General features: G+C 61.7%; 30 protein-coding genes. 24 read left to right on the top strand and 6 right to left on the bottom strand.

What is annotated here, in order from left to right; translation table 11 throughout:
- Positions 1-226: 226 nt before the first annotated feature.
- The 3 genes from ASD58_RS15725 to ASD58_RS15720 are packed head-to-tail and all read right to left on the bottom strand — an operon-like array spanning position 227 to position 2,240.
- Positions 227-1,336 (bottom strand): IS91 family transposase, encoded by a 1,110-nt coding sequence (locus tag ASD58_RS15725; RefSeq protein ID WP_057262073.1) that lies wholly within the window; start codon positions 1,334-1,336, stop codon positions 227-229.
- Positions 1,333-1,542: a tyrosine-type recombinase/integrase gene (locus ASD58_RS32550; protein ID WP_373994451.1), complete on the bottom strand. Its 210-nt coding sequence runs from the start codon at positions 1,540-1,542 to the stop codon at positions 1,333-1,335. The genes ASD58_RS15725 and ASD58_RS32550 overlap by 4 nt, the downstream gene beginning before the upstream one ends.
- The gene (locus tag ASD58_RS15720) at positions 1,500-2,240 is read right to left on the bottom strand and encodes a site-specific integrase (RefSeq protein WP_057262072.1); all 741 of its coding nucleotides are present in this window, start codon (positions 2,238-2,240) and stop codon (positions 1,500-1,502) included. The genes ASD58_RS32550 and ASD58_RS15720 overlap by 43 nt, the downstream gene beginning before the upstream one ends.
- Positions 2,241-2,505: 265 nt before the next feature.
- Between ASD58_RS15720 and ASD58_RS15715 the strand changes: the two genes are divergently transcribed.
- The 14 genes from ASD58_RS15715 (at position 2,506) to ASD58_RS15660 (ending at position 9,707) form a co-directional block, all read left to right on the top strand.
- The gene (locus ASD58_RS15715; RefSeq protein WP_156401295.1) at positions 2,506-2,805 is read left to right on the top strand and encodes a hypothetical protein; all 300 of its coding nucleotides are present in this window, start codon (positions 2,506-2,508) and stop codon (positions 2,803-2,805) included.
- A gap of 435 nt (positions 2,806-3,240) precedes the next feature.
- Entirely contained in the window at positions 3,241-3,555 is a 315-nt protein-coding gene (locus ASD58_RS15705; RefSeq protein ID WP_057262069.1) for a hypothetical protein, read from the top strand.
- Between the two features lie 129 nt (positions 3,556-3,684).
- Positions 3,685-4,140, top strand: a complete 456-nt coding sequence (locus ASD58_RS32765) for a GNAT family N-acetyltransferase (protein WP_373994450.1) — start codon at positions 3,685-3,687, stop codon at positions 4,138-4,140.
- A 29-nt stretch (positions 4,141-4,169) separates the two neighbouring features.
- Positions 4,170-4,631, top strand: coding sequence for a DUF4304 domain-containing protein (locus tag ASD58_RS32760; RefSeq protein WP_057262068.1), 462 nt, complete (start codon positions 4,170-4,172; stop codon positions 4,629-4,631).
- A gap of 24 nt (positions 4,632-4,655) precedes the next feature.
- Positions 4,656-5,042, top strand: a complete 387-nt coding sequence (locus ASD58_RS31265; protein WP_156401294.1) for a hypothetical protein — start codon at positions 4,656-4,658, stop codon at positions 5,040-5,042.
- Positions 5,002-5,382 (top strand): protein-tyrosine phosphatase family protein, encoded by a 381-nt coding sequence (locus tag ASD58_RS32755; RefSeq protein WP_082565431.1) that lies wholly within the window; start codon positions 5,002-5,004, stop codon positions 5,380-5,382. The genes ASD58_RS31265 and ASD58_RS32755 overlap by 41 nt, the downstream gene beginning before the upstream one ends.
- Before the next feature lie 44 nt (positions 5,383-5,426).
- A complete protein-coding gene (locus ASD58_RS15695; RefSeq protein ID WP_156401293.1) occupies positions 5,427-6,152 on the top strand; it encodes a hypothetical protein in 726 nt (241 codons plus the stop codon).
- A gap of 165 nt (positions 6,153-6,317) precedes the next feature.
- Positions 6,318-6,548 carry a hypothetical protein gene (locus ASD58_RS15690; RefSeq protein WP_156401292.1) on the top strand — a complete coding sequence of 77 codons (231 nt, stop codon included), beginning with the start codon at positions 6,318-6,320 and terminating at the stop codon, positions 6,546-6,548.
- Positions 6,549-6,565: 17 nt separating this feature from the next.
- Complete coding sequence (locus tag ASD58_RS15685; RefSeq protein WP_057262065.1) at positions 6,566-7,009, top strand: VOC family protein; 444 nt, start codon at positions 6,566-6,568, stop codon at positions 7,007-7,009.
- Positions 7,010-7,093: 84 nt separating this feature from the next.
- A complete protein-coding gene (locus ASD58_RS15680) occupies positions 7,094-7,813 on the top strand; it encodes a hypothetical protein (protein ID WP_057262064.1) in 720 nt (239 codons plus the stop codon).
- Between the two features lie 9 nt (positions 7,814-7,822).
- A complete protein-coding gene (locus ASD58_RS15675) occupies positions 7,823-8,188 on the top strand; it encodes a DUF6404 family protein (RefSeq protein WP_057262063.1) in 366 nt (121 codons plus the stop codon).
- A 98-nt stretch (positions 8,189-8,286) separates the two neighbouring features.
- Positions 8,287-8,841, top strand: a complete 555-nt coding sequence (locus tag ASD58_RS15670) for a dihydrofolate reductase family protein (protein ID WP_057262123.1) — start codon at positions 8,287-8,289, stop codon at positions 8,839-8,841.
- A gap of 4 nt (positions 8,842-8,845) precedes the next feature.
- Positions 8,846-9,118 (top strand): hypothetical protein, encoded by a 273-nt coding sequence (locus ASD58_RS15665; protein WP_057262062.1) that lies wholly within the window; start codon positions 8,846-8,848, stop codon positions 9,116-9,118.
- Positions 9,119-9,131: 13 nt separating this feature from the next.
- Positions 9,132-9,707 (top strand): phospholipid scramblase-related protein, encoded by a 576-nt coding sequence (locus ASD58_RS15660; RefSeq protein WP_057262061.1) that lies wholly within the window; start codon positions 9,132-9,134, stop codon positions 9,705-9,707.
- A gap of 3 nt (positions 9,708-9,710) precedes the next feature.
- On the opposite strand, the gene ASD58_RS15655 is transcribed toward ASD58_RS15660, so the two are convergent.
- Entirely contained in the window at positions 9,711-10,874 is a 1,164-nt protein-coding gene (locus tag ASD58_RS15655; RefSeq protein ID WP_057262122.1) for a zinc-dependent alcohol dehydrogenase, read from the bottom strand.
- A gap of 141 nt (positions 10,875-11,015) precedes the next feature.
- On the opposite strand from ASD58_RS15655, the gene ASD58_RS15650 reads away from it, so the two are divergent.
- The 5 genes from ASD58_RS15650 to ASD58_RS15630 all read left to right on the top strand — a co-directional run bounded on the left by ASD58_RS15650 (position 11,016) and on the right by ASD58_RS15630 (position 18,302).
- Entirely contained in the window at positions 11,016-11,318 is a 303-nt protein-coding gene (locus ASD58_RS15650; protein ID WP_057262060.1) for a hypothetical protein, read from the top strand.
- Positions 11,319-11,374: 56 nt separating this feature from the next.
- Positions 11,375-12,430, top strand: coding sequence for a Holliday junction branch migration DNA helicase RuvB (gene ruvB / locus ASD58_RS15645; protein WP_057262059.1), 1,056 nt, complete (start codon positions 11,375-11,377; stop codon positions 12,428-12,430).
- Positions 12,423-13,187: a glutaminyl-peptide cyclotransferase gene (locus ASD58_RS15640; protein WP_057262058.1), complete on the top strand. Its 765-nt coding sequence runs from the start codon at positions 12,423-12,425 to the stop codon at positions 13,185-13,187. Before ruvB ends, ASD58_RS15640 begins: the two co-directional genes overlap by 8 nt.
- A gap of 76 nt (positions 13,188-13,263) precedes the next feature.
- Positions 13,264-16,785: a response regulator gene (locus ASD58_RS15635; RefSeq protein WP_162253020.1), complete on the top strand. Its 3,522-nt coding sequence runs from the start codon at positions 13,264-13,266 to the stop codon at positions 16,783-16,785.
- A gap of 8 nt (positions 16,786-16,793) precedes the next feature.
- Positions 16,794-18,302: an ATP-binding protein gene (locus tag ASD58_RS15630; RefSeq protein ID WP_057262056.1), complete on the top strand. Its 1,509-nt coding sequence runs from the start codon at positions 16,794-16,796 to the stop codon at positions 18,300-18,302.
- 27 nt (positions 18,303-18,329) lie between these two features.
- Here ASD58_RS15630 and ASD58_RS15625 read toward each other — a convergent pair whose 3' ends face one another.
- Positions 18,330-19,187, bottom strand: coding sequence for a sterol desaturase family protein (locus ASD58_RS15625; protein WP_057262055.1), 858 nt, complete (start codon positions 19,185-19,187; stop codon positions 18,330-18,332).
- Positions 19,188-19,271: 84 nt separating this feature from the next.
- Between ASD58_RS15625 and ASD58_RS15620 the strand changes: the two genes are divergently transcribed.
- The gene (locus ASD58_RS15620) at positions 19,272-19,949 is read left to right on the top strand and encodes a Crp/Fnr family transcriptional regulator (RefSeq protein ID WP_057262054.1); all 678 of its coding nucleotides are present in this window, start codon (positions 19,272-19,274) and stop codon (positions 19,947-19,949) included.
- Between the two features lie 7 nt (positions 19,950-19,956).
- Here the strand turns inward: ASD58_RS15620 and ASD58_RS15615 are convergent, their stop codons facing one another.
- The gene (locus ASD58_RS15615; RefSeq protein ID WP_162253019.1) at positions 19,957-20,880 is read right to left on the bottom strand and encodes a LysR family transcriptional regulator; all 924 of its coding nucleotides are present in this window, start codon (positions 20,878-20,880) and stop codon (positions 19,957-19,959) included.
- Positions 20,881-21,009: 129 nt separating this feature from the next.
- Between ASD58_RS15615 and ASD58_RS15610 the strand changes: the two genes are divergently transcribed.
- The 4 genes from ASD58_RS15610 to ASD58_RS15595 are packed head-to-tail and all read left to right on the top strand — an operon-like array spanning position 21,010 to position 26,039.
- Positions 21,010-22,455: a coniferyl aldehyde dehydrogenase gene (locus ASD58_RS15610; protein WP_082565429.1), complete on the top strand. Its 1,446-nt coding sequence runs from the start codon at positions 21,010-21,012 to the stop codon at positions 22,453-22,455.
- Positions 22,456-22,466: 11 nt separating this feature from the next.
- The gene (locus ASD58_RS15605; RefSeq protein WP_057262052.1) at positions 22,467-22,709 is read left to right on the top strand and encodes a hypothetical protein; all 243 of its coding nucleotides are present in this window, start codon (positions 22,467-22,469) and stop codon (positions 22,707-22,709) included.
- Between the two features lie 32 nt (positions 22,710-22,741).
- Positions 22,742-24,673, top strand: coding sequence for a DUF1302 domain-containing protein (locus tag ASD58_RS15600; protein ID WP_082565428.1), 1,932 nt, complete (start codon positions 22,742-22,744; stop codon positions 24,671-24,673).
- A gap of 22 nt (positions 24,674-24,695) precedes the next feature.
- Positions 24,696-26,039, top strand: a complete 1,344-nt coding sequence (locus ASD58_RS15595; RefSeq protein WP_057262050.1) for a DUF1329 domain-containing protein — start codon at positions 24,696-24,698, stop codon at positions 26,037-26,039.
- The last annotated feature ends 70 nt before the right edge of the window (positions 26,040-26,109 follow it).

Here is a 26,109-nt window from a genome sequence, read left to right as displayed (position 1 = left end):
TGCACCSCAGGCGCATAGAAAATATGTCTTGGGATGTTGTCCCGGAATAGGGACTGYGGCGCCAAAATGCGAACAGCATGATGGTTTCGGATGCAGGAGCGAAGACCGGATCAGTGTGGCTAGGCCGGATGTGGCCGTGAATGCGGGATGCATTCGCAAAGCTTCGCCCTCAGCTTATGGATGCTGACATTCCCGATCCGGTCGAATTGTCGCGGCACTTACATAATCAGATTGCCTCCTGCCCTGCTGCCGGCGGCGGCATTGGTCCCGCGCCCACGGAGCGCAACAGCGTCTTCACGATCTTCATGGCAGCCCCGCAGCAAGGACAGGCTATCGCCGGCCGTTCCGTAGCAGGCATAGGCAGCGGGGCAAATTTGAGCAGCACATGCAGCAGCGCGATCAAGCGTTTGCAATTCGGGTGCAAGAAGCCGTAGTTGCGAGCACGACGGAATCCCTTGGGCAGCACGTGCTGCAGCACCAGCCAAAGGAACTGAGCGCCTGGCAAGCATCGCGTTTCATACTTTGAAGTCCTGGCATTGCGGAACCTGAAGGTTACGCGGCCATCGCGGCAGGCGAGAATGTCTTTTTCGCGGATGACGCCACGGTACAAATAGCGCCCCAGGTAGACCAGTGCCTTCTGGCCGCTGCCCACGCCTCTGCAATCAACGACCCATTGCCTGGCATAGCGTTCAGGCGCTTTCAGTCCGGCTGCAGCGAGACCTGCCAGGATCTTCGCGCGGAACACTTTTGCCAGCGCCCGCTGGTTGAACAGGTAGCCGGTTTGCGGCGACGCCCCGGTGCCGCGCTTGCTGCGCCATTTGCGCTGCCCGGCATCGATCGCTGCGGCCGGCATGACCAGGTGGACATGCGGGTGGTAGTCAAGGCGGCGGGTGTTGGTATGCAGGACCGCGATGGCGCCGGGAGTGCCGCGCAATTGCCGATCATTCTGGCTGAACGTGCGCACGGTGTCCCAACTGGCACGCAGCAGCAGTTCGTAGAAGACGTCCTGATGCGCCCAACTCAATGCGCGCAATTCGGCCGGCACGGTAAAGGTCAACATGAAGTAATTGGCTGGAACCTGCCGTGCAAGCTGGCGTTCCAGCCAGCGCTGGCTTTCGTGATTCTGGCAGTGCGGGCAGTGGCGGTGACCGCAGGAGTGYGGGACCAGCGCCTGTCGCTCGCAATCGGAGCATGCCAGCTGCATCTTGGGACTGGCCTGGTTGYGGCATCGTTTGATTGCCGCCAACGCACGCCAATGATCTGGCGCTAGTTGGTGTCGGTATTGGTCTAGGAATTCGGCCTCGAACGTGTTGATGACAGCAGCGAGCCGAATCATTTGACAGTCCTCCAGGTGACGGCGAAACCGTCCATCAACTGGTTGATCTTGTCGATGGCGTGGTGCTTGGTCTGGTCCGTGAGGTGCGTGTAGCGAACGGTGGTGAGGATGGAATGGTGGCCCAGTATCTTCTGCACTTCCAGCAGGTCGACGCCGGCCTCAATCAGGTGCGTGGCGTAGCTGTGACGCAGGCTGTGGGGTGTGATCTTTTTTTTAGACGACAGTCGGCAACGACCTTGCCAAGGGCGACTTGCACTGCACCGCGATCGAGCGCGGTGGTGGCGTTTGCGGCAGCGCGTACGCCGCCTTGGCGGCTAGGGAACAGCAGCAGCGGGTTGCGGTGCACGCGCCAGTAATCCTGCAGCAATTTGTGCGTAGCCTGTGGCAAGGGCACGAAGCGATCCTTGTTGCCTTTGGCATCGCGCACGTGCACGCGCCAGCGGACGGCGTCGATGTCGCCTACCTGCAGGCGCAGGCCCTCACCCAGGCGCAGGCCAAGGCTGTAGAGGGTGAAGTACAGCACGCGGTAACTGAGCACCTTGGTGGCCGCAAACAGGGCGCGGGCTTCGGCGATGGTGACGATGTCGGGTAGGCGCTGGGCCTTGGGCGGCTTGATCAGGTCGGGGAAGACCCAAGGCTTCTTCAACACATGGGTATAGAAGAACTTCAGGCCATACAGGTCGAGTTTGACGGCGCTCCAGGAATGAGAGGTCATCAGGCTGGTGAAGTAGTCCAGCAGCTGCTGCTCGGAAAGGTCGTTGATTTGGTGCGCGAAATGTTCGCCGATGCGGCGTATGGCGCGCGCGTAGGCATCGATGGTCTTGGGACGCAGGCCCTTCAACTTCAAGTGCTGCAGGTGCTGCTGGTAGGTGGCGTTGAACTTTGCTTCGACAGGTGCTGGCATTTGCGGTAACCTCTTGTTTTTCATTAAACAATCCCCGGGTGGGGGCGAGGCTACATTTTGAATCCGGTCGGTCGGCATCACATCCTCCGCGTAGCGGCTTCGTCCAACNCTCTTGTTTTTCATTAAACAATCCCCGGGTGGGGGCGAGGCTACATTTTGAATCCGGTCGGTCGGCATCACATCCTCCGCGTAGCGGCTTCGTCCAACAAACCATTCAACCCGGACGCGCTAAAGCGCGCCGGCTAATTCAAGCAAGTTAGGCTCTATGCAAAGCTCTTTGGCTACATTGTTTGAACAGGCGATTGGCGAGGTTGCGGCGTTGATGTCCACGGCCTTCGAACAGGCAAGCGTCATTGATTCTGCCCACGATTTGGATTCTGACGGTTTGAGGAACGGTGACACCTTCGTTGGGGAATTCTTGGCGCATTCTGAGGCTGGTTTGGCCTTTGATCATTTACGCTATATGATCGCGGAAGCCAACCTTTCTATCTCGGACGAATGTAGGTCCTGGCTCCGTTCCATTTCACTTGAACTTGGATTGGCTTCGGATGATGCAACTGCCTAACCCTCAGCTACATCGGACGCGCTACAGCGGGCGTTGCCCGCTTCCGCATTCCGCTGAGCACCCACGTTGGGCTGCTCGATGAACTTCCATTTCGAAGTTCTCGAAACATTTGAAATCACCGGCCGCGGGCTCGTGGTTGTGTTGCCTGTCCTGGCATCGGACATGCCCCATGCTACGCCGCTCCCCGTCACGCTTCACGTACCGGGCCAAGCGCCGTTTCAAGTGCAAGCGTTTCATGAGATCCTTCTGCGCCGTACTACAGAGGTGCTTGAGAATTCGGTACTTTTACTTTCGGGTCTTCGGAAATCCCAAGTCCCTATTGGTTCTACCTTGGAGCTCGAGTCAAATGCGCCCTAGTCGCAGCTTTTTCCCCAACCATTCCGTCAACCCCCAACTATACGGGCTTCCCAATTTTTCAAGGCGTTAGGCTAAAAAATGCAGGTTCCAGGATACGCATCCGCTTCCGAACTTTTTCGTGCTCTTGAAGCCGAGGTTGGCGCTCACTCGTTCGAATTTGTCGGCGAATTTGGCCCTAGCTTTGATGCGCTTGGCTTTCGCCTTCTTGGTCGGGAGCGTTATTTGTTTTCGGTTTCTACCCATTCAGGAGAACTCCCGTTTGGCCGCTACGAACTTCAAGTTTCCATCTCAGATGAATCGCAGGAGAATGGCGAAATCGTCTTGTTGGAAGACGTCGACGAAAAGCGGCTCCTGTTTGTCGTGAATGAGGTACGCAGTGGCGCCTTCACCTAATACTAAGCTCCAGCAGACGTCCTACGCGGGCGTCGCCTGCTTTCGCTCGTCGCTGAGCAATCACGTTGTGCGGTGCTATAAGAGCGCTGCACATTGCGGCGGCCAGTTATCTTGAACAGTGGGTATCAAATGATTGAGATCGGTATTGCTCAAGAGTCAGATTTTTCTCAGATTGATGAACTATATGTAGCCGCAGGGTACGGTGGTGGCGTTAGTGAAAATGATAAAGTCATGGTTGCTCGTCTTGGGGACCACGTTGTTGGGGTGGTCCGGTTGCGTCCGGAAGAGGGAGTTACTGTACTTCGTGGAATGCAAATAGTTTACGACTTACAGCGGAAGGGAATTGGCGCAGGAATGTTGAGGCATGTGCTGGTTACTTGGATGAGGCTACAGCGTATTGCCTACCTTACTCACATTTCACCCAGTTTTACGGGGCGGCGTCATTTGAAGCGATCGGTGCAGCAGAGCTCCCGGGATTTCTCGCCGCTCGTCTTTCCTCATATTTGCCGCGTCGCCAGGACGTTGTCGCCATGCGCCGGCAAGTACCCAAACAATCATTCCAGCCGACGCCCTCGGCGCAGCTGACTTAGACGTTAGCCGACATAAATTCAAACATGGCGAATCCTTTACGAGAGGCTATCAAGCGTTACTTCTACCCTTATGCGGAGTCACAAGGTTTCAAGCGCGCAAAATCGTCTCACCCACAATTTACTTCGTTCCGCCGTTTTCAGGGGGAAAGGATCCACGTCTTCGACGTGCAGTGGGATAAATACGGCCGGCCAAGGTTCATAGTTAACTTCGGTGAGGCCAACGTAAATAATGTTGGTGTTCCCAAAATGGAAGTTGAAACACAACACTGCAACCACATGTATCGTCTTCAGCGGAAGAAAGGCGGCTCATACAGCTGTTGGTTTCAGCTAAGGAAGCCCTGGTTGGAGGCTCTGAGTTCACGGCGCCTAAAGTATCAACCCGAAGAGGTGGTAGATCAGCTCATCGCGTACTTCCTCGAAATGGAAGCTTGGTGGTCCGACAAGCTGGAGGGACCACATGTTCAACGTCTGCGACGTGTTGGCTAACACGTCGCTCAACCTGTTTCGAAAATGGATACTGACCTCGAAGCCTATCTTGCTGGTCCTGATCCGGACCCCGCAATCGAAGCGATCGCCGCCGTGCTCGGCTCGCTCACTCGCGTTGAATCGGGTGCCGACTACATGGCAATATATACGTCTACGAATGGCGCACTTGTCGTTACACCGAGCGAAGATGGCTATTTCAGCTTTTATTTGCGAGGCTGCACTTTATGGAATTCTGATGTTGAGTTTGGAAGATTCTTATCGCAAACGGTTAGCCGAAAGGTCCGCTGTGACCCGACCTCCACATTTCCCGAAATCAACCCGTACTCGGATATCTTCTTAGAGATTGAGAATGGAAGCGAAGCGTTTGTGAATTGGGTTTCATTGGAAGAGTGTCCGGCTGGCGACGCATAGCCCAACACATCAATCAACGGGACGCCTGAAGCGCGCCAGTTATCTCAACGTTGGACGCAATGAAGAATGGCTACTACGCAGCACGCCCACTGATACGGCCGGCTTCCTCGCGCTGGTGCACGAATTGACGGCACTGGTGCAAAATGGTCGTGGTGTGGCGGTGCACTGTCGTGCGGGCATTGGACGATCCGGCCTTGCTGCTGCCTGCGTGCTACTAAGGCTAGGCATACCTGCATTGGAAGTGTTTGGGATGTTGTCGCAAGCGCGGCGACTGCCGGTCCCCGATACGGAGTCGCAGATCGAGTGGTTTCATTCGGTCGCCGTCCCAAGGCTCGCGTAGCCTCCCCGTTCCACCTACTGCTTGACTGAACTCATTAATTGATCATGCCGCAATCACCGAAAAACGTTAATCGCTCCCGTTGCTTGCGTATTGGCGGAGCCTTGCTTGATGGGCCGTTGGCGATCTTTCCTCCGGAGTCTATCGACTCTTACGGTTGGCTGGAGGCGGATTTTCAGTTGACGATCACGTGGCCGGGAGCTGCTCAATTTGAGTCGATACACGTCTTTTCGGACGATTCCATGAATCGAGAGCAGGACTTCCTTCCACCTATGATCCGACGGTGTCATTGGAACCGCAAGGCGGACATGGCGGGCGAAAACCTATGGCCAACCGCAACCGTTGAATTGGGATTTATCCGGGATCACGAGCGGCTGGATTCAATGCTGCGTGAGGTGCAGCGAAAAGTCGGCGGCCTTCCTTTCGCCGAGATCGGCTTGTCTACGCTGCGCGGCGTAGCAGACGTTGAGCTGGATTTTCCAGAGCCGGAGTTCAGGATCTGGATGCGAAATGGTGGGCGATCACTCGAATACTGGTCGCTGCCTGTGGGGCCAAAGCAATTGGGGATATCGTTTATCCAGGTGCATGCTGACTTGCTTGCCGAGTTTGTTCCCATGTCTCGGTCAGGGTGGCGTGAGCGATACGAAAATGACCTTAGCCTGGAGTCTCGACCAAGGTGGGAAATTGAGGTTGGGCGAGACCAGAATTCCAACTGCCGGGCTCTAAACATGACTGATTTGGCGCACCAGCCATTTGTCTCCGCATCTCTATGAAACTCAAAACTTCTTCCAGGGCTGCTTTTGCTACGGTCGTTACGGTAGCAGTAATCCGCGATGCAAACGGATCCGGCACTTGTTCGACTGAATGAGGTATATCTCGATTCGCTTCGGCGCCGTGACTTAGAGTTAGGTGCCGTCGCATTCGCTTGTGCGTTGCTTATGAGCCGACTCCTGTCTTTAAGGACCTGGCTGGGCATCGTAAGTGCAGTGATTTCAGGAGTGGTGTTCATTGTGGTGATGGATATTGGGGAGCCGGAGTTTCCGGCCAACGTTGTGGCCGATCTTCCGGATTTCATGATGCTTTACTTGGCGGCCGGTGCATTGGTAACTTCGGCGTACTTTGCTGCGGGAGCATGCGTGAGAAGACTTCGGCGCGTCCGTGGCGGTTGAGCAAGGAAGAAGGAATCATGACAGTCAAACGCATGGATAATGTGGGCATTGTGGTGGAAGACCTTGATGCGGCCATAGGGTTTTTCACCGAACTTGGCCTCCAACTAGAAGGGCGGGCGCCAATCGAGGGCGATTGGGCCGACGGCATTACGGGATTGCGCGGCATGCGCGTTGAAATCGCGATGATGCGCACGCCGGATGGGCATAGCCGGCTCGAACTGTCCCGCTTTCTTGCGCCGGCGGTGGTTGCGGATCACCGTGTGGCGCCTGTGAACGCTCTCGGTTACCTGCGTGTCATGTTTGCTGTGGATGATATCGACGATACGGTGGCACGGCTCGGCAAGCTGGGTGCGAAGCTCGTGGGGGATGTGGTCCAGTATGAAAACGTGTACCGGCTCTGTTACATCCGCGGGCCGGAAGGAATTCTCATTGGACTGGCACAGGAGCTCGTGCGGCAGTGACATTCCCGGTGCCGCTGCGTGCTAGAATTTGCCAAAAAATTAACTGGCCCGCACATGTCCCGCCGAAGTAAGCTCGTAAACTTATTGATCCTTGCCTGTCTCGCACTGATCTCCGCCTGCGGCCAGAAGGACGCCGGCGTTTCCGATGAAGATATCAGGGTGTCCAACCTTGAACCGCTACCGCAAACTTCCAACCGGTTGATCGGCAAAGAGCGCCAGGTCAAGCCCAGCGAGCCGGATTATGTTCCCGAACCGGTCGCGCAGTCGCTGAAGACACAGCTTGCGAAGTGGCCAAACGGCGGGGAGCTGGCTGGCGCACTTTCATACTGCTCCGGTGTCCTGGTTTCGACTCGCCTTGGCATGAAGTCGGCCTGCGACGACGGCTATTCGGACCGTCCGGAACGTTCATGCATCGAACAGCATGGCTATGGCAGGAAGTCCATCGGCCAGGCGCTGACCGCTGACCGGATCGACCTGAATGGCGATGGCGTCAAGGACTACATCATCTCGGATCGATACTATTGCCAGGATTTGTCGGCAAACCAGTCCAACGTATACTTCGTCATGCTGTCGAACGCGAGGAAGGACTTCACGCTGGCATATGCGGACTGGGCGTCATATGCCATGTACGCGGTTGACGACAGGGTCAAAGGCAAGCTTGTCCTCATCGAATCAGCCGGCAAGTCTTACGGGACTTACTCGACGATCTATGAGCTGCGCGATTCGAAATACCTGCCGAAGGCTTGCATCTTTCACGACGAAAAGGGCTACAGTGCCTGCGAGCTTCCCAAGCCGCAAAGCTAACATTTCACCATGACCTATCCACAACAACTCGAGACGGCACTCGCGCAGCTTGCCGCAACCGGCATCATGAAGAGCAATTACGCGCCGCCGCTTTTCCGCATCCTTTGGCGGATGGGCGTTTATGCGCGGCCGCCGCATTTCGCGAGCTTTGCTTCCAATTTCCTGCTGACGGGCGCCTGGTTCGGTATCGCATGGGGCGCGATCATGTGGCTCTTCGTCTGGAGCGGGACCGGTAAAACCCCGCTTGTTGCCGCAGTAACGGCCCTGGCGGCCGGGGTGTTGTTTGGACTTTGCATGGCCTCGTACTACCGTTATGGCGCGCGCAAGCACAAACTGCCTGAGTGGTCGCAGATTCCGGCTGAACTGAGTAATTAATCGTGCTGAAAAGCAATTTTTCGTGAGAATTCGACGGGCCGTTGGCGCGTACAATGTCGCGACCTTGATCCTTCCGCATGCGGCAGCGTTGCCAGCAAATGAAGACCCAATTTTTCACCGCCACCAGCCTGGACGGCTTTATCGCCACCGAAGACGACTCGCTCGAGTGGCTGTTCCCGCTCGGCGATGTCAACGACAGCAGCTACCCTGAATTCATTGCGCAGGTGGGCGCCATTGCGATGGGCTCCTCCACTTACGAGTGGATGTTGCGCAATGCAGATACCGTGGCGGCGGAAGTGGGCGCGCCCTGGCCTTATGCGCAGCCGACCTGGGTATTTTCTTCGCGTACACTGCCAGCCATTCCCGGCGCGGACCTGCGTTTCGTGAAGGGTGACGTGCGCGCGGTGCATGGCGCCATGCGTGAGGCGGCCGGCGGCAAGAACCTGTGGATCGTGGGCGGCGGCGACCTGGCCGGCCAATTCCACGATGCGGGCTTGCTGGATGAACTGATCGTGCAGGTTGGCTCGGTCACGCTGGGGCAGGGCAAGCCGCTTTTCCCGCGCCGCCTGACAAATCCGCCGCTGTCGTTGCAGTCGGCGCGCAAGATCGGTTCCGGCATGGTGGAGCTGCGCTACCTGGTTCCGAGGCGCTGAAAGCATGCAAATCCGGCCGTATCAAGCGTCCGACTGGCAGGGTATCTGCGCTGTGCACGATGCCGCGCGCAAGTTCGAACTGGCCGTGTTGCGCGCCGCCGGCAAGCCCTTGTCGCTCGATGTACTGGTTGGGAATACGGCGGCACTGTCGCTGTATCAAAGCGCTGGCTTCGAAATTATCGACACGGTCAGCGGCAAGTTGGCAGGCAATGAGCAGTTCGCCGCGACAGCCCATGTTCTCCATTTCCGCAACCATCAAAAAAATAACTCAACCTAAAAAAGGGAAACAAATGCTGGACAGGACTAACTACTTCGTCAAAGAACACGTGGGCGTACTCAAACTGTCGGACACTTACGACATCATCGACCCGGAAACCCAGCAGAACCTGGGCGTGGCACAGGAAAAACTGAGCTTCCTGATCCACGCACTGCGCTTGGTGATCGACAAGCGCATGCTGCCGACCAAGGTGGAAATCTCGGAGCAGGTCAACGGCCCGGCGCTGCTGACCATCAAGCGCGGCATGACTTTGCTGCGTTCCCGCATCGAAATCCTGGACCGCTCGGGCCAGGCCATCGGCTACTTCAAGTCGAAGCTGTTCAGCCTGGGCGGCGGGTTCTTTGTGTACGATATGCGCGACCAGTTGATCGCTGAAGTGAAGGGCGACTGGAAGGGCTGGAACTTCAAATTCCTCGATTCGAAGGGTAATGAGAAGGGCACCGTCAGCAAGAAGTGGGCTGGCATCGGCAAGGAGCTGTTCACCACCGCCGACAACTACATGATCTCGATCGCCGAAGACTTCAAGGCCAACTCCGGCTTGCTGCTGGCCGCTGGCCTGGCCATCGATATCGTCTACAAAGAGCGTTAAGCTCTAGCCTGGCCGCAGGATCACCTTGCGGCACTCCTCTTCCTTCTTGTCGAAGATGCGATAGCCGGCTGCCGCCTGTTCCAGCGGCAGCCGGTGCGTGATGATGGCTTCGGGGTGCAGCTTGCCCTGGCCGATGAATTCCAGCAGTTCCGGCATGAAGCGCTGTACGTGGGTCTGGCCCATCTTGAAGCTGATGCCTTTGTCGAAGGCGTCGCCGAACAGGAAACCGTGGATAAAGCCCGAGTACACGCCCGGCACGCTGACCGTGCCGCCGCGCCTTACTGCGGCAATGCATTGGCGCAGCGCTGCGCCGCTGCTGCCTTCCAGCTTGATCGCTGTCAGCGCCGTTTCCAGCGCGCTGCCTTTCGCCTCAAAGCCGATGGCGTCGATCACAGCATCCACACCGCGCGAAGCGGTGTTGTCGACGATGTATTCGGCGGCATCCACCTCATCGAAATTGACCGGGATCACCCCGTATGCTTGCCGTGCGAACTCGAGCCGGTAGCCGTTATGGTCGACCATGAAAATCGTCTCCACGCCCAGCATGCGTGCGCAGGCCGCAGCCATCAGGCCCACCGGTCCGGCGCCGTAGATCGCCAGGCTGTCGCCGGGGCCGACATAGGCGTTCAGCACGGCCTGGTAGCCGGTGGGCAGGATATCGCTCAGGAACAGCACCTGCTCATCGTCCAGCGCGTCCGGGATGCGGATCGGGCCGACGTTGGCCTTCGGCACGCGCACGTACTCTGCCTGTCCGCCCGGCATGCCGCCGTACAGGTGGGTGTAGCCGAACATGGCTGCGCCCGAACGCAGGCCTTTCTTGTTCATGATCGCGCCACGGTCGGGATTCGTGGTTTCGCAGGCGGAGAACAGCTGGCGTTCGCAGAAGAAGCAGTTGCCGCAGGCGATCACGAAGGGTACTACCACCCGGTCCCCTTTGGCCAGTGCGGTGACGCCAGGGCCGGAGTCTTCCACAATGCCCATGAATTCGTGGCCGAGGATATCGCCTTCCTTCATGGCGGGCACCTTGCCGCGGTAGAGGTGCAGGTCGGAGCCGCAGATCGCGGTGGCGGTGATGCGCAAGATGACATCGTCAGCTTCCTGCAGGATGGGATCAGGCACAGTGTCCACCTGGACATCATGTGCGGAGTGGTAGGTAAGGGCGCGCATGACAAGCTCCTTGTGTTTGCATTGCGCCAGTATCGTCACCACGGCCGGCGCGCCAAGCGGCGCGTGCGCCGTGCGGCTGTAGGTGCAGGCCTTCAAGAGCGGGCGTGCTAGACTTTGGCGATCAATCAAGGAGGACTTGTGATGAATATTCGTCAACTTTACGCCGCGATGCTGGGCGCCGCGCTGTTGGCCGCAGGCTCGGCTGCCTGGGGCCAGCAGGCCGCACCGGGCCAGGAAAAGCCGGAAGCCCGGCAGCAGGCGAAAGCGACGGTGAAAGGCGAGCCTGCCACTGCGGCGCGCAGGGCGAGCGGCCTGCAGGACGCGAAAAAGGACGGCCAGGCGGGCAACCAGCCGGACCGGCGCGAGCGGGCCATGCAAGTCTCCGGCAGCCTGCAAAAGAAAACCAACGAAACGGCGAGCGCGGCCGCTTCCAACGTGAAGTGAGCCCTGGGCTGCCCGGCCTTGTTAAAATCATGCCCTGAACCTAATTCCGACCTGGCATGAGTATCCAAACCGACAATTTCACCGAGCAGCGCATTATTGACGCGGCGCCATCGTCCCCGAACGAGGAGGCTATCGAGCGCGCGCTGCGTCCCAAGCACCTCGATGAATATGTCGGGCAGTCCAAGATCCGCGACCAGCTCGAAATCTTCATTTCGGCCGCCCGCAAGCGCAGCGAGGCACTGGACCACACCTTGCTGTTCGGCCCTCCCGGTTTGGGCAAGACCACGCTGGCCAACATCATTGCGCGCGAAATGGGCGTCAACCTGCGCCAGACTTCGGGCCCGGTGCTGGAGCGCCCAGGCGACCTGGCGGCGATCCTGACCAACCTGGAAGCGAACGACGTCCTGTTCATCGACGAGATCCACCGCCTGTCGCCAGTGGTCGAGGAGATCCTGTACCCGGCGCTGGAGGACTACCAGATCGACATCATGATAGGCGAGGGCCCTGCGGCGCGCAGCGTCAAGCTGGACCTGCAGCCTTTCACCCTGGTCGGCGCCACGACCCGCGCCGGCATGCTGACCAACCCGCTGCGCGACCGTTTCGGCATCGTGGCGCGGCTGGAGTTCTACAGCACCGATGAACTGGCGAAGATCGTTGCCCGCAGCGCTGCGCTGCTGAAAGCAAATATCGACGAGGGCGGCGCCGTGGAAATCGCGCGCCGCGCGCGCGGTACGCCGCGTATCGCCAACCGCCTGCTGCGCCGGGTGCGCGACTACGCGGAAGTGAAGGGCAATGGCGATATCACGCGTGAACTGGCCGACGCCGCGCTGCGCATGCTGGACGTCGACCACGCAGGCTTTGACGTCATGGACCGCAAGCTGCTGGAAGCGGTGCTGTACAAATTCGGCGGTGGCCCGGTCGGCATCGGCAACCTGGCGGCCGCCATCGGCGAGGCCGCGGATACTATCGAGGACGTTTTGGAACCATACCTGATCCAGCAAGGCTTCCTGCAACGCACACCGCGCGGCCGCGTCGCCACCGCGCAGGCTTACCAGCATTTCGGCGTGACCCCGCCGCGCGGCAACGCTAGCGGAGACCTGTGGGATGCGTAAGCTGGTAGCGCTGGGCGCGGCGGCGTTGGCCGCGCAAATCGCATCGGCTGCGGTGCCGGTGCAGGGCTACTCGATCAAGGCGGCTTACCCGCACGATCCGCAAGCTTTTACCCAAGGCCTGTTCTTCAAGGACGGCTTCCTGTGGGAGAGCACCGGCCAGTACGGCGCATCGTCCGTGCGCAAGGTGGAACTGGCCACCGGCAAGGTGCTGCAAAAGCGCGACCTGCCGGAGAAGGTGTTCGGCGAGGGCATCGCGCCGCATGGCGACAGCATCGTCGGTATCACCTGGATGAACCAGGCCGGCTATGTGCTGGACTCGGGCAGCTTTGCCATCAAGGGTACCTTCAATTACCTGGGCGAGGGCTGGGGCCTGACCAGCGACGGTGAGCGCCTGTACATGAGCGACGGCACGCCGGAAATCCGCGTGCTCGACCCGAAAAGCTTTGCGGAGCAGCGCCGCATCAAGGTCACCGCCGACGGCCAGCCGCTGTCGCAGATCAATGAGCTGGAGTGGGTCGATGGGCAGATTTATGCCAACGTCTGGCAGACCGACCGCATTGCCCGCATCGATCCGTTCAGCGGCCATGTACTGGGGTGGATCGACTTGTCCGGACTGGCGGCGACCGCCAAGGCCGGCACCGATGCCGACAATGTCCTGAACGGCATCGCCTACGACGCCAGGTCGCACCGCCTGTTCGTGACCGGCAAGCGCTGGCCGAAACTGTTCGAGATCGTACTGCGGCCAAACAAAAAATAGTAACAGTCGGTAGGCTTGCTTCATGAAGTTTTCCGCGCAAGAATAGGGTGAAAACTCAGCCTTGCGGAGGCTCGCCGTGCTCGCACGTTCCAGCAGCTTGTTCTGGAAGCTGTTCCTGCCGATCGCCTTGTTGCTGGCCGGGTGCGGTCTGGTCATTTCGGCATTATTGCCAATCCTGATCAGCGAAAATGCGGAGCGCGATGCCGTCGACTCGGCGCAGGCCACGGTGCGGCAATTCCTCCTGCTGCGCAAATACTACACCGAGAACGTGGCGGCGCGCGTGCTGGCGCAGACCGCGATGCAGGTCGACCCGGACTATCGCGGCAAGGAAAATGCGATCCCGCTGCCGGCCACCATGATCCACGACCTGAGCGACTTGATGCAGGGCGGCGGCACCTCGCTCAGGCTATACAGCCCGTTTCCTTTTCCCCAGCGGCGCGAGCGCGCGCTCGACCAGTTCGCGCGCGACGCCTGGAGCTACCTGGAGCAAAACCCGGACGGGGTGTTCTCGCGTACCGAAACCCTGCATGGCCGCAGCACGGTGCGCGTGGCGCTGGCCGACCGCATGAGCGCCCAGGCTTGCGTCTCCTGCCACAACAGCCATCCGCAAAGCCCGAAGACCGACTGGAAGCTGGGCGACGTGCGCGGGGTGCTGGAAGTCGATTCCACGCGCGAGGCGGCCAGCGCCACGCGCATCGTCAGCTGGGTGCTGAGCGCATTCGGCGCGGTGCTGGTGCTGATGGCGGTGGCGCTGCGGGTGTTCTACCAGCGCAATGTGGCGCAGCCGCTGCACCGGGCGCTGGATTCCGCACGCGCGCTGGCCGATTCACGGGCAGGCCATGTCGCGGCCGTGCAGGCCGTGGCGAACGGCAATCTCGATCATGACTTTGCGCCGGGGCCGCTGCCGCAACTGGACCTGGCCGGCGTGGCGCACGACGAGGCAGGCGACCTGTTGCTGTCGGTGGCGGGACTGGCCGAGTCGCAGCGCAGTTTCGACGAGGCTTTCACCAGGATGACCGAGGCACTGCGTACCAGCAATCTGGCCGAGCGTGAGCGCGATTGGCTCAAGTCCGGACAGAATGAACTCAATACCGTGATGCGCGGCGAGCAGGAACTGGCCGGACTTGGGCAGCGCATCCTGGATTTCTTCGCACGGCGCCTGCAGGCGCGCGTGGGCGCGCTGTACGTGGACGAAGGGATGGGTGCGGGCATGTGCCTGCTGGCGGGTCATGGGCTGGCGCAGGAGCGGCATCCGGCGCGGGTCGCGCCTGGCGAGGGATTGGCTGGTCAGGCGATCCGCGACGGCAAGCCGGTGCTGGTCAGCGAGGTGCCGCCTGGCTACCTGGAAATCGGTTCCGCCCTGGGCAGCGCGCAGCCGGCCTGCGTGCTGGTGCTGCCGCTGCAGCATGGGCGCAATATGGTGGGGGTGATGGAATTGGGCGCCTTCCGCCGCTTCAGCGAGAACGAGCTGGCGTTTGTCGACCTGTGCGCGGAGGCGGTTGCGATCGGGCTGGAGGTGAATATTACGCGGCACCGCACACGCTCCTTGCTGGCGGAGACGGCGCAGCAGGCGGAGGAACTGCGGGTGCAGCAGGAGGAGCTCCAGCAAAGCAATGCGGAACTGGAAGAACGCGCCGACCTGCTGGAAAGGCAGCGCGAAGAGATCCAGCGTGTCAGCGCCTACAAGAGCGAGTTCATGGCCAATATGTCGCATGAGCTGCGCACCCCCTTGAATTCCATGTTGATCCTGTCGGCCCTGCTGAAGGAGAACAAGGCGCACAACCTGAACCAGCGGCAGCTTGAATATGCGGGCACCATCCACAATGCCGGGCGGGACTTGCTGAACCTGATTAACGATATCCTGGACCTGGCCAAGATGGAAGCGGGCAAGGTGGAGCTGAACGTCGGGCCGGTGGAGCTGTCCACCCTGTGCGATGACCTGCTGGCGCAGTTCCTGCCGCAGGCGGAGCAGAAAGGGCTGCAATTGCTGGTCGAACGTTTGCCCGGCACGCCGGCGGCGGCAATGATGGATGGCCAGCGCGTTCAGCAGGTGCTGCGCAACCTGCTGGCCAATGCGCTCAAATTCACGCGCCAGGGCAGCGTGGCGCTGCGCATCTCGGTGGCGGGGGAGCAGTTGTCGTTTGCGGTCAGCGATACGGGGATCGGCGTGCCGGCCGATAAGCAGGTAACGATCTTCGAAGCGTTCCGGCAGGCCGATGGCAGCATCAGCCGCCATTACGGCGGCACCGGCCTGGGACTGTCGATTTCCCTTCAGTTGGCGCGCACCATGGGTGGCGCGCTGCACCTGCACAGCGTGGAAGGCGAGGGCAGTACGTTCACGTTCATGCTGCCGCTGCAGGCTGGCGCCGGGGCCCGCACGGGGCCGGGTGGCGAGGAAGCTGACACGGCGCCTGCCTCTGCGAAGCCCGCCCCGGGCGAAGGCGATGGCGCGCGCCGCATCCTGATCGTGGAGGACGATCCTTTCTTCGCCAGCCTGTTGGCAGACTTCGTGCGCGGCCGCGGCTATACCCCCTTGGTGGCGGCGGATGGCGAGCAGGGGCTGCAATTGGCACGCAGCGAGGCTCCGCATGCCGTTCTGCTGGATGTGATGATGGCGCGCATGGACGGCTGGGAAGTGATGCGTGAACTTCGCGCCGATCCGCGCACCTGCCACCTGCCGGTGCACTTCATCTCCTGCCTCGACGAGATCCAACGCGCACGCGACCTGGGGGCGCTGGGCCTGGTGACCAAGCCGGTCAGCCCCGACCAGCTGGCGCAGGTGTTCGACACCATCGAGCAGGCATGGGCCGGTGCGCTGAAGCGCGTGCTGGTGGTGGAAGACGACGAGAGCCAGTTAAGCAGCCTTGCCGCATTATTGGAAGGGCGGGAGGTGGAAGTGGTGCGCTGCAGGTCGGGCCACGAAGCACTCGACTTGCTGGTGCATGGCCACTTCGACTGCATGGTGCTGGACCTTGGCCTGCAAGACATGTCCGGCTACCAGGTACTGGAGGCAATGCAAGCCACGGCCGGCCTGCGCCAGCTGCCGGTGGTCATTCATTCGGGCCAGGACCTGGCACGCGACCAGCTGCGCATGCTGAATCGCTATGCGCGCAGCGTGATCATCAAGGGCGCGCACAGCCCCCAGAGGCTGTTCAGCGAGGTGCAGCTATTCCTGCACAGCGTGGAGCAGGGCGGCCGGGCCGTGCAGCAGGAAGCCCTTGCGCTTGCAGGCAGCAAGGTGCTGGTGGTGGACGACGATATGCGCAACCTGTTCTCGCTGGCCAGCCTGCTCGGCGACCGCGGGGTGCAGGTGCTTGAAGCGGAGAACGGCCTGGAGGCGCTCGATAAGCTGGCGGCGGAGGCGAAGGTGGATGCGGTGCTGATGGATATAATGATGCCGCAGATGGACGGTTATGAAGCGATGCGGCGCATCCGCGCCAATGCCCGCTTCAAGGACTTGCCCATTATCGCGATGACCGCCAAGGCGATGCCGGGCGACCATCAGCATTGCCTGGAGGCGGGAGCCAGCGATTACCTCGCCAAGCCGATCGATACCGCGCAGCTTTTATCGCTGCTGCGGGTCTGGATTAGACGCTAGGGGAGCGCATGGACCTGAATATCCCGGTGCTGCTGGTCGACGACCGACAGGAGAACCTGACGGCGCTGGAAGCCTTGCTGGAAGATATGCCGCTGCCGCTGCACCTGGTCAAGGCGATGTCCGGCAGCGAAGCCCTGCGCCAGTCGCTCAGGCATGATTTCGCAGTGGTGCTGCTGGACGTGCAAATGCCGGAGATGGATGGCCTGGAGACCGCCGAACTGCTGCGTTGCAACCCGCGCACGCGCCATTTGCCCATCATCTTCGTCACCGCCGGCCTGCATGACCGCGTGCGCCAGTTCAAGGGCTATGAAATGGGCGCGGTGGACTTCCTCAACAAACCGATCGAACCGGCCGTGCTGCGCAACAAGGTGGCCGTGCTGTGCGAGCTGTACGCCAGGGTGCAGGAGCGCACGCAGGCCCTGCATGAATCGGAGCGGCGCTTGCGCATGGTGATCGATAGTGCCTGCGAAGCCTTTATTGCCATCGACAGCCAGGGTGTCGTCACCGACTGGAACCATGCGGCGGAAGCTCTGTTCGGCTGGCGCCGCGACGAAATGCTGGGCCAGCCCGCCGGCAAGGTGCTGCTGCCGCCGGAAGGATGCAACCAGCGTGCGCGCCACCGCACGGGGCGCGAGTTCGATGTCGAAGTGTCGCAGTGGCAGGTGCCGCAATCGCAGCCGCCAGCCTTTGCGGCGCTGGTGCGCGACATCACGCAGCGCAAGGAAGCGGAGGAAGCGCGCAGTTGCGAGCTGCGCCAGGCCTTGCAGCAGATCGTCGAGCAGGAAAAGATGGCGGCGCTGGGCGGCATCGTGGCCGGTGTGGCGCACGAATTGAATACGCCGGTCGGCAACCTGGTGCTGCTGGCGTCGACGCTGCGCGACCGCGTGAGCGAATTGGCCGACAACGCCGTCGCGGGGAAGCTGACGCGTTCCTGCCTGCTCCAGTCGGCTGGCGATTGCCGTGAGGCGAGCGAAGTGCTGATCCGCAGTGCCGACCGGGCGCGCGAATTGATCGAGAGCTTCAAGAACGTTGCGGTGGACCAGACCAGCCAGCGCCGCCGCCAGTTCGACCTGCAAACCTGCCTGCACGATATCCTGGTCACGCTGGGACGCATGATGCGGCAGGCAAACGTGACGGCGGAGCTGCAGGTGCCGCCAGGAGTGCTGATGGATTCCTATCCGGGCCACCTGGAACAGATCCTCAACAACCTGATCGTCAACTCCATTTTGCACGGTTTTGAGGGGCGCGGCTGCGGCAAGGTGTCGATTGCAGCCAGCGTGGCAGGCGACCATGTGAGGCTGGTCTACAGCGATGACGGGGTGGGGATCGCGCCGGAACTGCAGCAGAAGATTTTCGAACCCTTCTTCTCCACCAAGGTCGGCGCAGGCGGTTCCGGCCTCGGCATGTACATCGTGAACAACCTGGTCTGCGTGGCATTGCATGGTAGTGTGAGCCTGGCCAGCGCGCCGGGCCAGGGCGTGCAATTCGAGTTCAGGCTGCCGCTGACGGCCGGCTAGCCGAACCCTGTCCCTACAGCCCTTGCCCTATATATCGCTGTAGGCCTTTCCGCCGAATTTCAGGGCGCTGCATTCGCGCTTCGATTGCAGCAGGGGGTAGAACATCTGTTTGTCCCAGCGCTCGGCGCCGAACAGCTGGTCGTCGCGCAGCCCGACTTCGGCCGGGTAGCGGCGCGTGATGTGGGCGGTGCCGAACAGCACGTCCCAGAAGAACAGCAGGTTGCCGAAGTTGCCCTTGTAATGTCCGATGCCGTCGGCATTGGTGATGGCGTGGTGGGCGCGGTGGGTGGCCGGGGTGGAGATGGTGCGCTCCACCACCCACATCAGCGGGCGCAGGGCGCGTACTTGGTACAGCGGCTCGTCCCAGGCCCAGGCGCAGTGGGCGCCGAGGATCACCGCCTGCTTGACGGCCACATAGGCGAAGTACATCCAGCCGCAGCCCAGGTAGATCATGGCGCCGGCGAACCAGATTCCCGGCATCATCAGGTAGTAAAAGAAGTTGTTGCGGTAGGTGATGCGGATGCTCATGTAAGAAGCCGAGTGGTGGGCGCGGTGCAGAGGCCACAGTTTCGGCGAATGCGAGATGCGGTGCCACCAGTACTGCGTCATGTCGTCGCCCACCAGCAGCAGGCCGGCCCAGGCCCACCACGGCAATCCGGACCAGGCGCCATGCATGGCGGGCGCCAGCCAGTGGCCCAGCGCGCTGGTGCAGAAGATGATCAGCGGCTGGGTAAGCAGCAACAGGCTGACTGTCATGCCCAATTCGAGCGCGGTATCATTGGCGCTGGCGTGCACCGTGTCGCGGTAGCGGCGGCTGGCGAATTCCGCCAGGGCGAGGCCCGTGATCACCAGTGCCAGCAGCGTGTACATCATGTTGTTGTCCATGTTCCGGGTCTCCTTTTACCACCATGATGCAGGGCCGCGTCGGCGAAGATTGTTCAATTCCGGGCAATTCAGGACTTTTTTTGCATGCAAATATTCTTCAATAACCCTTGGTTCGCTCGCCTGCCGGCGGCGCAGGCCAGCGCTTTGCTGGCTGCGGCGCGCACGGTGCGCCTGGCCCAGGGCGAGTTGCTTTACCTGCAGGGCGAGCGGACGACGGGGGCGCAGGATGGGCTGTGGGGTGTAGCGAGCGGCGCGGTGCGCTTGTCGGTAATGCATGCCGATGGCAACGAAGTCATCGTGACCATGGCCGAAGCAGGCAACTGGTTTGGCGAAACGGCCTTGCTGGCGGACTTGCCGCGCAGCGCCACGGCAACGGCGCATGAGGACACGGAACTGCTGGCGGTCAGCGCCGAACGCTTTGCGTCCCTGATGCAGGATGTGGTGTTCGCCAACGCCATGGCCAGGCTGGAGGCGGAGCGGCTGCATGCGGCCTTCAGCCTGGTGGCCGACATGGCGATGCACAGCACCCGCGCCCGCGTGGCGCGGCGCCTGCTGATGATGGCGCACGGCGACCTGACCCAGGCTGCCAGCGCGCGCAACACCATCACCGCCTCGCAGGACCAGATCGCGATGATGCTGGGCGTAGGGCGCACAACCCTGAACAAGGAATTGCAGGCGCTGGCCAGTTGCGGGGCGATCACGCTGCGCTACGGCCAGATCGAATTGCGCGACATCGAAGCACTGCGGGCGGCCGCAGCCTGAATGCACACTATTGGCGGGGCATCTCGGTGCCCGCCAGTTGCGCCAGGATCTCGCGCGCCGCCTGCAGCACGCGCTGGGCGCCCGGAGACAAGGTGCGCCCGCGCAGGCGGATGGTGGCGATGTCGGCCCACAGCGGCGGCAGCGGCACGGGCACCTGTTCCAGCCTGCCTTCCGCGGCCGCCTCGGCCAGCGCTGCATGGCTGGAGATCAGCAGCAAATCGCTTTCGGCCACGACGTCGACCAGGGTGTGCACGCTGTCGCAACTGAGCATGATCGGCAGGTCGCGCCCGGGCGGCAGCCGGAATAGCCGGTTCATCTGCGTCATCAGCACTTCGGGGATGGTGGGCGCTGCCATGCCATAGGGCAGCAGCTCGGGCGGATTCACGTCGCCGCGCCCCAGCAGCGGGTGGCCGGGGCGGCAGTAGATGCCGCCGTACTGGCGGCACTCGTGCGTGATGATCAGGTCTTCGGCCGGTTCGATCAGGCGCACGTCGGACATGAAGAACTCCATCTCCTCGCCGCGCAAGTGGTCCAGCAGGTAGGTCGAAGTGTTGATGGTGACCGACAGGCTGATGCCCGGCTGGTCGGCGCGCACCTGGCGCAGCATGCGCGGCAGCAGGGCGCCCGAATGCAGGGGGCCGATGCCGAAAGTCACATGGCCGCTGTCGCCATTTCGCAACAGGGCCAGGTCGTGCTCCATGTTGCGTACATCAAACAGCAGACGGCGTGCGTGGTTGAAGAAGGCGGCGCCTGCGACCGTCACCGCCACGTTGCGGTTGCCGCGGTCGAACAGCAGGAAGCCCAGCTCCTCCTCGAGGGTTTGCACGGCGCGCGACAGGGCGGGCTGGCTGATGCTGATCTTCTCCGCGGCGCGCACGAAATTGCCTTCGTCGGCCACGGCCAGGGCGTAACGCAAGCGCTTGAAATCCATGGAAAACCCCTTGTATGCGGAATATGCATTGTGCGGATAAACACAATGCATTGGACGAATAGTAGTGTCAAACACATACTCGTTTCAACGACAGCGTTAATAAAACGCGGCGCAACTGGAGACACTGTGATGAAAGTTCAGGAATTCGACCCTGCCGTCGTAGGATGCGGCGCGTCAGCGCTGCTCGATGCGCTGGAAGTCCAGCGCGCGGCCTTCAATGCCGACATGGTGCCGACGGCGGCCGTGCGGCGCGAACGGCTAGGCCGCCTGCAGGCGATGGTGGCCGATAACGAGCCGGCCATCCTGGACGCCATCAACGCCGACTTCGGCGGCCGCGCGCGGCAGGAGATGGTGCTGACGGAATTATTCGTCGTGCTGTCGGCGATCCGCCAGCAGCGCCGCAAGCTGGGGCGCTGGATGCGCCCGCGCCGAGTGGCGACGCCGCTGCACATGCTGCCCGGTTCGAGCCAGATCATGCCGCAGCCGCTGGGCGTGATCGGCAATATCGTGCCGTGGAATTATCCCTGCCAGCTGGCGCTGGTGCCGGCGGCTGCAGCGCTGGCGGCCGGCAACCGCGTGATGATCAAGCCAAGCGAATTGACGCCGGCCTTTTCGCGCCTGCTGGCGCAACTGGCGGCGAAGTATTTCGCGCCGGCCGAACTGGCCGTGATCGAAGGCGGCGTAGAGGTCAGCCGCGACTTTGCGGCGCTGCCGTTCGACCATCTCATATTCACCGGCTCCACCACGGTAGGGCGCCAGGTCGCCGTCGCGGCGGCGCACAACCTGACGCCGGTGACGCTGGAACTGGGTGGCAAATCGCCCGCGATCATCGATGAAAGCTGCGACCTGGCGGAGTCCGCGCCGCGCCTGGCTTTCGGCAAATTGTTCAACGCCGGCCAGACCTGCGTGGCGCCGGATTATGCGCTGGTGCCGCGGGCGCGCGTCGAGGAATTCGTGCGCGAGGTGAGCGCGGCGGCGGCGGCGATGTATCCGCAGTTCGCCGGCAACGAGCAGTACACCAGCATCATCAGCGAGCGCCATCATGCGCGCCTGCAGCAGCTGGTGCAGGACGCCGAGCAGCAGGGGGCGCGCGTGGTGCGGCTGGGCGGCACTGGCGCGGGAGCGGCGGGCGAACGGCGCATGGCGCCGGTGCTGCTGCTGGACGTGACGCCCGAGATGGCCGTGATGCGCGAAGAGATTTTCGGTCCGTTGCTGCCGGTGGTGCCGTATGACACGCTGCAGCAAGCCATCGCTTTCATCAACCAGCGCGAGCGCCCGCTGGCGCTGTACTGGTTCGGCAGGGAGCGCCGCAACTGCACCAAGGTGCTGCACTCGACCATTTCCGGCGGCGTGACCATCAACGACGCGCTGTGGCATGCGGCGCAGGAAAACCTGCCGTTTGGCGGCGTGGGCGCCAGCGGCACCGGCGCTTATCACGGCGAGCATGGCTTCCTGGCTTTCTCCAAGCAGAAGCCGATCTACCGGCAGGCGCGCCTGAATGGCTTTGGCCTGTTCCGCCCGCCGTATGGCCGCGTGTTCGACACGCTGGCCGATTTCCTGAAACGCCATATGTGACGGCTTAGTGCATGCAAGCCCTGATGCCGCGGCCCGCAGAAAAATGGCAGGAACTTCCTTCGCTGGCGGACGCTCCTGGTCATGGCAGTTCCCCCGCACGCGACGAAGTGTTAGGCTACCTTGCCAGCCGCGTAGCCAGGTGGCGGCTTTCCGACGACGTGGTTTTCGTTAGCGAGCTTCCGTATTGCGCCAACGGCAAAGTGCAGAAGATGAAGTTGCGTGAGGAGTTCAAGCAGTTAAATAAGCCTGTATAAAAAGCTGTAAAAAACCATTAGGAGACACAAGGATGACGAGGAAGTACAACCGTACCATGGCGTTTGCTGTGGCGGCGGCGCTGGCAACCCCACTGGCGCACGCAGATACCTTCACTACCGACAATGGACTGGAAGGACGCTGGTCCCTCAATATGTCGGTCGGCACCAGCATCCGGATGAAGGATGCAGACAAGAACCTGATCTCTGTACCCAATGGCGGCACGGCAGGCGCCGGCGCCGACGACGGCAACCTTAACTTCAAGAAGCACGATGCCTACTCCACCGTCGGCAAGCTGACCGGCGAGCTGGAATTGAAAGGCGATACCTACGGCATGTTCGTGCGCGGCTTTGCCTGGTATGACCGCGTCCTGAAGGGGCGCGAAATGCCGCACGGGCATTTCAACAACGGCTACAAGCCGAACACGGAGCTGAACGACACCGGCTTCGACCAGCTGTCCACATTTGACGGCGTGGCGCTGGCCGACGCCTATGTATTCGCCAACTGGGACCTGGGCGGCAAGGCGCTGAGCGCCAAGCTGGGTAACCAGGTGATCAACTGGGGCGAATCGCTGTTCGTGCCGGGCATTAACGCGATGGGCGCCTTCGATACCAGCGCCGCGCGCCGCCCGGGCGCGCAGGTGAAGGAAATCCTGCGCCCGCAGCCTGCGCTGATGGCCAACCTGGGCCTGGGCAACGGCGTGTCGGTGGAGGCCTTCTACAACCTGGGCTGGCGCCAGAACGTGGTGGACGGCTGCGGCACCTATTGGTCGGCGGCCGACTCGCTGAACTGCAATAACGGCACCGTGCTGTTTGGCGACGGCACCAAGATGAACGACCAGGGCCAGTACAACGGCGCGCCGTTCCTGGCCGCGCTGCCGGCTGCGCTGGATCCGGTACTGGCTTCGCTCGGCCTGTCGCGCAGCATGCCGCTCAACTTCCGCATGACGACCGCCGAGAAGATCCGGCCGAAGAAATCCGGCCAGTTCGGTATCTCGAGCCACTACTTTGCCGATGCGATTGCGACCGACTTCGGCGTCTATTTCGCGCGCTACCACAGCCACTCGCCGATCGTCTCGGTGGTCAAGCAGCCGTCGGCGCTGCCGTCGGTGTGGTCGGGGCGCCTGGCGCAACTGGTGAAAGCGGTGCCGTCGCTGGCGCCGGCGCTGGGCACGCTGGGCGTGCTGCCGGCCGGGAATATCGTATGGGACTACAGCGGCGAGAACGTGAAAACCCTGGGCCTGTCGGCTGCTACCGAAGTGGGCGGCTTCTCGGTGTTCGGCGAGCTGTCGCGCACCAAGGACATCCCGGTGCAGATCAACGCGATCGACCTGCTGGTGGGCACCGCGCTGGGCATCGGCCCGCAAGCGAAGCTGGCTGCCATTGCGCGCAATCCGGCGGTACCGACCGGCACCGTGATCCACGGCTACGACCGCAAGGACAAGACCCAGGCGCAGGTGTCGTTCATCCGACAGGTCCCGCAAGTGCTGGGCGCCGATTCGCTCACGCTGCTGGGCGAAGTGGCTGGCCAGAAGTGGAGCGGCATCGGCGACCCGAACACCAGCACCCGCTATGTGCGCGGCTTCATGTACAACTTCGGCCCGACGGCGGCGCTGGGCGGCACTTGCGGCCCGGCCGGCATCCAGCCGAATGCGTCTTACTGCGAGAACCAGGGCTATGCCACCAGCACTGCCTGGGGCTACCGCCTGTCGGCCGAGCTGCTGTTCCCCAACGTGGTGGCCGGCATCAACTTCAAGCCGCGCGTCTACTTCGCGCATGACGTGAAGGGCTACGCGGCGGACAACCTGTTCGTCGAAGACCGCCAGACCCGCTCTGTCGGCCTGCGCGCGGACTACAACAACCGCTATTACGCAGACATCAGCTACACCAGCTATAACAAGAGCGCCAAATACGACCAGTTCCACGACCGCGACAATATGCAGTTCGTGATCGGCGCCAACTTCTAATAAAGCCACAGGAGACATGTAGATGAAGATGATGAAGCAAAGCTTGCTGGCCGCAGCGCTGGCGTGCATCGCAGGCAGCACCCTGGCCGGCCTGCCGCAGGCCGACGTCGAGCGCCTGGGCAAGGACTTGACGCCGGTCGGCGCGGAAAAAGAGGGCAACAAGGCCGGCACCATCCCGGCCTGGGGCGGCGGCCTGACCAAGGCGCCGGCCGGTTTCGACAGCAAGAACGGCTATGCCGATCCGCTGCCGGCCGAGGCGCCGCAATACAGCATCACGGCGGCCAATATGGACAAGTACAAGGACGTACTGGCGCCGGGCCAGATGGAAATGCTGAAGCGCTACCCGAGCTACAAGATGAACGTCTACAAGAGCTACCGCACGGCGGGCTATCCGCAGGGCGTGTACGACACCATCAAGGCGGAAGCGTCGAAGGCGGAACTGACCGGCGGCGGCAACGGCGTGACCGGCATTGCCAGGACCACGGTGCCGTTCCCGATGCCGAAAACCGGGGTGGAAGTGATCTGGAACCACCTGATGCGCTACCGCGGCGGCACCATCGAACGCTACACCGCCGAATTCCCGGTGCAGACCAACGGCGCCTTCACGCCGGTGACCCGTACCGAGAAAGTGGCGTTCGCGCAGGGCATGGCCAATCCGGAGCCGAACCGCCTGCTGTACTACATGGCGACCCTGACCGGGCCTTCCTCGGTGGCGGGCGATGCGCTGCTGGTGGTGGACCCGCTGGACCAGGTGAAGGAGTCGCGCCTGGCCTGGACCTACAACCCGGGCCAGCGCCGCGTGCTGCGCGCGCCGAACGTGGCGTATGACTCGCCGGGGCAGGGCGCCGACGGCCTGCGCACCACCGACGACTATGACGGCTTCAACGGCGCTCCTGACCGCTATGACTGGAAGCTGGTGGGCAAGAAGGAGATGCTGGTGTCCTACAACAACTACAAGATCACCAACAAGTCGATCAAGTATGCCGACATCGTGCGCCCCGGCCACATCAACCAGGACTTCGTGCGCTACGAGCCGCACCGCGTGTGGGTGGTGGAAGCGACCCTGAAAAAGGACAAGCGCCACATCTACGCCAAGCGCGTGTTCTACGTGGACGAGGATAGCTGGCAAGTGGTGCACACCGATTCCTATGACGGCCGCGGCGAATTGTGGCGCGTGCACGAGATCGGCGGCATCCAGTACTACGATGCGATGACCCACTACTTCGCTTACGAAGTGTTCTACGACCTGCAGGCACGCCGCTACCTGCTGTCGGGCATCTCCAACCAGGAGAAGCCGATCAAATTTGGCGTAAAGCTCGATCCGTCGAACTTCACGCCAGATACGCTGCGCCGCTCTTCCAACTGAGGACGGTGTAGCGGGTTCGGGGGTGTCTCTTCGGGCGCTTGCGTTCTCAGGGATCGCTGCGCCCATTTTT

The organism is Duganella sp. Root1480D1, from assembly GCF_001427305.1.
GTDB lineage: Bacteria > Pseudomonadota > Gammaproteobacteria > Burkholderiales > Burkholderiaceae_D > Rugamonas.
The sequence above is the reverse complement of the archived record's forward strand: the minus strand, read 5'-3'. Positions and strand labels throughout refer to the sequence as shown.

Coding starts and splice junctions, on each gene's coding strand:
- ASD58_RS15720 (WP_057262072.1), bottom strand. CDS start 2,240: ATGCCAGCACCTGTCGAAGCAAAGTTCAACGCCACCTACCAGCAGCAC.
- ASD58_RS15715 (WP_156401295.1), top strand. CDS start 2,506: ATGCAAAGCTCTTTGGCTACATTGTTTGAACAGGCGATTGGCGAGGTT.
- ASD58_RS15705 (WP_057262069.1), top strand. CDS start 3,241: ATGCAGGTTCCAGGATACGCATCCGCTTCCGAACTTTTTCGTGCTCTT.
- ASD58_RS32765 (WP_373994450.1), top strand. CDS start 3,685: ATGATTGAGATCGGTATTGCTCAAGAGTCAGATTTTTCTCAGATTGAT.
- ASD58_RS32760 (WP_057262068.1), top strand. CDS start 4,170: ATGGCGAATCCTTTACGAGAGGCTATCAAGCGTTACTTCTACCCTTAT.
- ASD58_RS31265 (WP_156401294.1), top strand. CDS start 4,656: ATGGATACTGACCTCGAAGCCTATCTTGCTGGTCCTGATCCGGACCCC.
- ASD58_RS15695 (WP_156401293.1), top strand. CDS start 5,427: ATGCCGCAATCACCGAAAAACGTTAATCGCTCCCGTTGCTTGCGTATT.
- ASD58_RS15690 (WP_156401292.1), top strand. CDS start 6,318: ATGAGCCGACTCCTGTCTTTAAGGACCTGGCTGGGCATCGTAAGTGCA.
- ASD58_RS15685 (WP_057262065.1), top strand. CDS start 6,566: ATGACAGTCAAACGCATGGATAATGTGGGCATTGTGGTGGAAGACCTT.
- ASD58_RS15675 (WP_057262063.1), top strand. CDS start 7,823: ATGACCTATCCACAACAACTCGAGACGGCACTCGCGCAGCTTGCCGCA.
- ASD58_RS15670 (WP_057262123.1), top strand. CDS start 8,287: ATGAAGACCCAATTTTTCACCGCCACCAGCCTGGACGGCTTTATCGCC.
- ASD58_RS15665 (WP_057262062.1), top strand. CDS start 8,846: ATGCAAATCCGGCCGTATCAAGCGTCCGACTGGCAGGGTATCTGCGCT.
- ASD58_RS15660 (WP_057262061.1), top strand. CDS start 9,132: ATGCTGGACAGGACTAACTACTTCGTCAAAGAACACGTGGGCGTACTC.
- ASD58_RS15655 (WP_057262122.1), bottom strand. CDS start 10,874: ATGCGCGCCCTTACCTACCACTCCGCACATGATGTCCAGGTGGACACT.
- ASD58_RS15650 (WP_057262060.1), top strand. CDS start 11,016: ATGAATATTCGTCAACTTTACGCCGCGATGCTGGGCGCCGCGCTGTTG.
- ruvB (WP_057262059.1), top strand. CDS start 11,375: ATGAGTATCCAAACCGACAATTTCACCGAGCAGCGCATTATTGACGCG.
- ASD58_RS15640 (WP_057262058.1), top strand. CDS start 12,423: ATGCGTAAGCTGGTAGCGCTGGGCGCGGCGGCGTTGGCCGCGCAAATC.
- ASD58_RS15630 (WP_057262056.1), top strand. CDS start 16,794: ATGGACCTGAATATCCCGGTGCTGCTGGTCGACGACCGACAGGAGAAC.
- ASD58_RS15625 (WP_057262055.1), bottom strand. CDS start 19,187: ATGGACAACAACATGATGTACACGCTGCTGGCACTGGTGATCACGGGC.
- ASD58_RS15620 (WP_057262054.1), top strand. CDS start 19,272: ATGCAAATATTCTTCAATAACCCTTGGTTCGCTCGCCTGCCGGCGGCG.
- ASD58_RS15615 (WP_162253019.1), bottom strand. CDS start 20,880: ATGGATTTCAAGCGCTTGCGTTACGCCCTGGCCGTGGCCGACGAAGGC.
- ASD58_RS15610 (WP_082565429.1), top strand. CDS start 21,010: ATGAAAGTTCAGGAATTCGACCCTGCCGTCGTAGGATGCGGCGCGTCA.
- ASD58_RS15605 (WP_057262052.1), top strand. CDS start 22,467: ATGCAAGCCCTGATGCCGCGGCCCGCAGAAAAATGGCAGGAACTTCCT.
- ASD58_RS15600 (WP_082565428.1), top strand. CDS start 22,742: ATGACGAGGAAGTACAACCGTACCATGGCGTTTGCTGTGGCGGCGGCG.
- ASD58_RS15595 (WP_057262050.1), top strand. CDS start 24,696: ATGAAGATGATGAAGCAAAGCTTGCTGGCCGCAGCGCTGGCGTGCATC.